Source organism: Psychrosphaera sp. (genome assembly GCF_982872775.1).
In genome coordinates, this window is sequence record NZ_CEYNSH010000019.1 from 51,809 (window position 1) to 56,072 (window position 4,264).

The following is a 4,264-nucleotide window of genomic DNA, read 5'->3' on the forward strand; positions in this document are numbered from 1 at the left end:
TTTTTCCAACTCTTCTTCGTTTTCATTTTTGATTTCATGTGCCAATGCCTGTGATTTATCGAGGCTTTGTTCTTTAAGTCTAAAACGACTTACCTGAGTCATCAGTTTTTGTGACAGCTCTTCAAGTTCCAGAGTCATACCGCCTAGTCTTTGACTCTCGGCTACACTGTTAGAGGTGGTGTGGTCGATGATGACGACTCGCTTACCTATGTCTTCCGCAACCGTTGCTTGCTCTTCAGAAGCTTGTGCAATTTGTTGGGTCATATCACTGATGACTTTGACCGAATTGGCAATATCAATCAGGGCGCTACCCGCGGTATTGGATTTTTCAACGACGGTACTGTTTTGCTGTTTACTCTCTTCCATATTTTGGACTGAGGCGTGAGCTTTTTGTTGCAGAACGCCAATCACATCCATGATTTCATTCGTCGATTGTTGAGTTCGTTTGGCTAATGTTCTGACCTCATCAGCCACAACTGCAAAACCCCGGCCTTGTTCACCGGCGCGCGCTGCTTCAATTGCGGCATTTAAGGCCAATAGATTGGTTTGTTCGGCAATGCCATTAATGACATCAACCACGGTGCTGACGCTTTCAACTGCTGACTGTAACTCTAAGATTGCGGTAGACGCATTTTCGATTTTGGTAGATAGGTTGGAAATGGTATCGACCGTCTCGCTGACAATTTGGCTACCTTGATTTGCCAGCTCATCGGCATCTTGTGATGAACGAGCGGCTTCTAAACAATTACGAGCGACTTCTTGAATGGAAGACGTCATTTGTGTTGCCGCGGTCGCGACCATGTCTGTCTCAGCTTTTTGACTGTCCATTAAGTCTTGGTTTTTTTCAGTAATTTTAGTGATTTCTACTGATGATGATTTCAAGAAATTAGAGCCATCACGTATTTCGCCAATAAGTTGACTCAAATTATTCAGCATTGCATTAAATGCGGTACCAAATTGGGCAATTTCGTCCTTTCCATTGACTTTAACTCGACGAGTTAAATCGCCATCTGCCACGGCTTGTGTCTCCGTTACCATTTCTGAAACTGGCGTGATGACTCGTTTGTTAATCACGATATAAGAAATTAACACCATCAATAAGAGTAGAAATGCGTTTAATAGTGCAAGGTAAGTTGAATGAGTGCTCGATTGAACAATCTCTTGAAGTTGTTCTTCAGTTCGACTATTCAACACTTTTTGAAACTGGGTAACCGGGACCTGAATCTTCTTGGTTTGGGAGTGATACTTCTCATTGAATAACAAATCAATTGCACTTTCTCGGTCAGTATCCGCTAAAGAAAATGCCTTTTCTTCGATTGTCACCAAATCTAAAGACAAATCATTCGACTCAGCGAGTAAAGCAAGCTCTTGATCACTAAAACCTTCTTTTTTGAGTAAGTCGGTATAGGCGATTTGTTGGCCATCCTTACGCGGCTCGTCGCCTGTAATACTGTTAACAATTGACCAATAGGCTTGTTCATACTGTTTGTCACCTGTGATCACATAGGTTCTGGCTAGTCGTGTGAGTTCACTACTAGAAATACTTGCCTCCTGCCCCAGTTTATATGACTCAAATCGAGTTTGGGCGGCATTAACTAATTCATCTTGGTTGTTAAAGACTTTTAAGACAGTAAAAATTAAAAATATAGTCACTAAGCCAGTGGCAATGAGAAGATACTGAAACACTTGTTTTATGGACATGACATTCCTAAGGGTTACAAATAGACAAAAAGGAGAGATATAAATGTAGTCGTTGATCTCAGATGTGTAAAAGTCGACAGGTTGGTGAAGGAAAGGCTTGGTCAAGTACCGGTTGTTAACGTATTAATTGAAGTGTTTTACAATCCAGACTGTAAGTGTGAACATAATGAATTTGCAGTCTGCATTTTAAAAGCTAGGAATAAAAAGGACCTAAATGCATATCCCATCAAAGTACCTAAATACAAATACTGAAGAGCTAGTTACCTTTGCGCAAAACTATCCTTTTGCGACGCTTTTTGTACAAGCTAATGAAGAGTTGGATGCGCACCATTTACCCTTTCACGTCCATTTTGATGACAAGGGCGAATTTAGCTTTCAAAGCCATATTGCCAAAGCCAATCCATTGTGGAAATCTTGCGTTGATGGTCAAAAAATCCTGCTTGTTTTTCACGGTCCGAGTGGCTACGTCAGTCCTAATTATTATCCATCCAAAGAAAAGACGGGACGAGCGGTTCCAACATGGAATTATTCTGCTGTACATGTAAAAGGCCGAATTCGTTTTTTACATGACACTGAGTGGCTGATGACGTTGTTTCAGCAGATTTCCGATAGTCATGAGAAATCTCAAGCAACACCATGGTCGGTGTCGGATGCACCCGCCGATTACACACAAAAATTAAGTAAAGCTGTGGTTGGGATAGAGATTGATGTCGAAGAAATAATTGGCCAATTTAAGTTGAGCCAAGATAAAAAGCCCGATGATTTTAATGGTGTTATTGATGGGCTGGAACAATCGGGCGACGCTCAAGCTATGGCAGTTAGCAAGCAGATGAAACTGCTTAAAAGGAATTAAAAGGTAGGAGCAAAGTGAATCAAACCTTAACCATTGTTGTCAGTGACATTTTTGGTCGAACCCAAGCGCTAGAGTCTTTTGCGGCAAATCTCGTTGACTCGACAGAAATATTCGACCCCTATGGTGGAATTGATCATAAGTTCGCAAATGAGACAGAAGCCTACCAGTTCTTTACAAGCCAGATCACATTAGAGAAATACGTTCGTGATTTACACGAGTATCTGAGCAACACTTCTGGTCCGGTAAAGCTAATTGGTTTTAGTGTTGGCGCATCAGCGATATGGCGATTATCGAATGGTTGTGGTGGGGAACGTTGTGATTATCTCCAACGCATTGTTCAAGCGGATTGCTTTTATGGCTCGCAAATTAGAAACCACACAGAAATAGAGCCTACATTTCCAGTCCAATTGGTATTCCCAGCCAAAGAGTCGCACTTTTCTGTTTCGGAACTGATTAAAGAGTTGTCTGACAAGCCCAGAGTCACAATTGAGCAAACTGACTACTTTCATGGATTTATGAACCCTTGCTCAAACAGCTTTGATGACAAGGGTTACGAAGAGTTCGTCAGACGTTTAACGACAGCTAAGCCATAAAGTATTATTCTAAACAACGTAATATTATTCATGACTCTTTACAATTTTGATGACTATAAACTCTTGTGATTCCTGTAAAATTCAGTAGTCTAAGCTATCTAAAAGATCGTTAATAGTAGGTTCAAAGGAGGGTAAATGACTAAGAACGTTGAAAAAATGAAAACTAACTCCATTAAGTTTGAAGTAAAGGCTTTGATTGTATTAACCGTCGCAATGTGTGCGTTGTCGTTTTTTGCTGTTGGTCTTATGTATGGTCAAACTTTTGATAACGAGATGTTAGTGAAGTTGTTACTTTTTGTTGGAGTGGCCAATGCAGCGACCGTTGGATATTGCTTGTATCGCTTAAAGCAGGCATTTGAAAGGTAGAATAAAAGGGTAAGGAATCTTCGACTATGGAATATTGGAACAAACTTGCGACTTGGCAGAAAGTGTTAGTTGGAGCATTACTCATTGGTGCTGCGTTTATGATGCCAGAGCTGATGTTTTTTTATGACATAGGCGGTATGGAGCTTATGTTTGGCTTTGCTGTAATGTACTTACAATCTATTAAAGCCTATTACCATTCTAAAGTCGCAGCATTTAAACAGGCTATTGCAACGTTTACTATCGCACTTTCCTCAACGTTGATTTTTAATCGCCGTGTTTATTGGGTTCAAGCCTCTTTCTGCGTATTAGTCTTTGGCTTCACCGGCTCTCTTTACTTAGCCTCTCTATTTGTATTCCCAGGAGCGTTGTTAACAGGTGCCAACGGACTAACTTAAACTTACTCTGATTTATAAAGGGATCAGAACATGGTTTCAAACTTTACGACGAATATTTCACCTTATGTGAAAGCCGAACTTAAACAGTATCGAATCGCCATGAAAAACGGGGAGGTCGATTTGGCCTTTTCCCATTTAGAAAGCGCCCACGTACTGGGTCAACACTCTACGTATTGGCACGTCAAAGTTCATTGCTTCATGCTGTTATGGGGCGTTCGAGCCGTCAGTCCAAAAGAGTGCCTAGGGCAATTACTTCGTATTGCAGGAGCTTTGACCAAAACCGCAATCGGTCTCGTTCCTTCTGGTAATACAGGTGGAACGAACATCAGCCCATTTAAACGTCTGCCGTTGAGTCC

The 4,264-nt window shown here is 41.2% G+C and carries 6 protein-coding genes; 5 read left to right on the forward strand and 1 reads right to left on the reverse strand.

Annotated elements, in window-relative coordinates:
• A partial coding sequence (locus AC4E96_RS07585) for a methyl-accepting chemotaxis protein (RefSeq protein WP_490255388.1) occupies nucleotides 1–1,701 on the reverse strand: 1,701 nt, incomplete at its 3' end.
• A 214-nt stretch (nucleotides 1,702–1,915) separates the two neighbouring features.
• Here AC4E96_RS07585 and AC4E96_RS07590 point away from each other — a divergent pair.
• The 5 genes from AC4E96_RS07590 to AC4E96_RS07610 form a co-directional block, all read left to right on the forward strand.
• The gene (locus AC4E96_RS07590; RefSeq protein ID WP_490255389.1) at nucleotides 1,916–2,554 is read left to right on the forward strand and encodes an FMN-binding negative transcriptional regulator; all 639 of its coding nucleotides are present in this window, start codon (nucleotides 1,916–1,918) and stop codon (nucleotides 2,552–2,554) included.
• Nucleotides 2,555–2,568: 14 nt separating this feature from the next.
• The gene (locus AC4E96_RS07595; RefSeq protein WP_490255390.1) at nucleotides 2,569–3,147 is read left to right on the forward strand and encodes a dienelactone hydrolase family protein; all 579 of its coding nucleotides are present in this window, start codon (nucleotides 2,569–2,571) and stop codon (nucleotides 3,145–3,147) included.
• Between the two features lie 135 nt (nucleotides 3,148–3,282).
• On the forward strand, nucleotides 3,283–3,513 hold the full coding sequence (locus AC4E96_RS07600) for a hypothetical protein (protein ID WP_488034074.1): 231 nt from the start codon (nucleotides 3,283–3,285) through the stop codon (nucleotides 3,511–3,513).
• Between the two features lie 26 nt (nucleotides 3,514–3,539).
• Nucleotides 3,540–3,908: a hypothetical protein gene (locus tag AC4E96_RS07605; RefSeq protein ID WP_488034075.1), complete on the forward strand. Its 369-nt coding sequence runs from the start codon at nucleotides 3,540–3,542 to the stop codon at nucleotides 3,906–3,908.
• Between the two features lie 30 nt (nucleotides 3,909–3,938).
• Nucleotides 3,939–4,264 (forward strand): DUF3703 domain-containing protein (locus AC4E96_RS07610; protein ID WP_490255391.1); only part of this gene is annotated, 326 nt, incomplete at its 3' end.

Excerpts from the sequence above, each read along its gene's own strand:
- AC4E96_RS07605 (WP_488034075.1), top strand. The coding sequence starts at position 3,540 with ATGGAATATTGGAACAAACTTGCGACTTGGCAGAAAGTGTTAGTTGGA.
- AC4E96_RS07590 (WP_490255389.1), top strand. The coding sequence starts at position 1,916 with ATGCATATCCCATCAAAGTACCTAAATACAAATACTGAAGAGCTAGTT.
- AC4E96_RS07600 (WP_488034074.1), top strand. The coding sequence starts at position 3,283 with ATGACTAAGAACGTTGAAAAAATGAAAACTAACTCCATTAAGTTTGAA.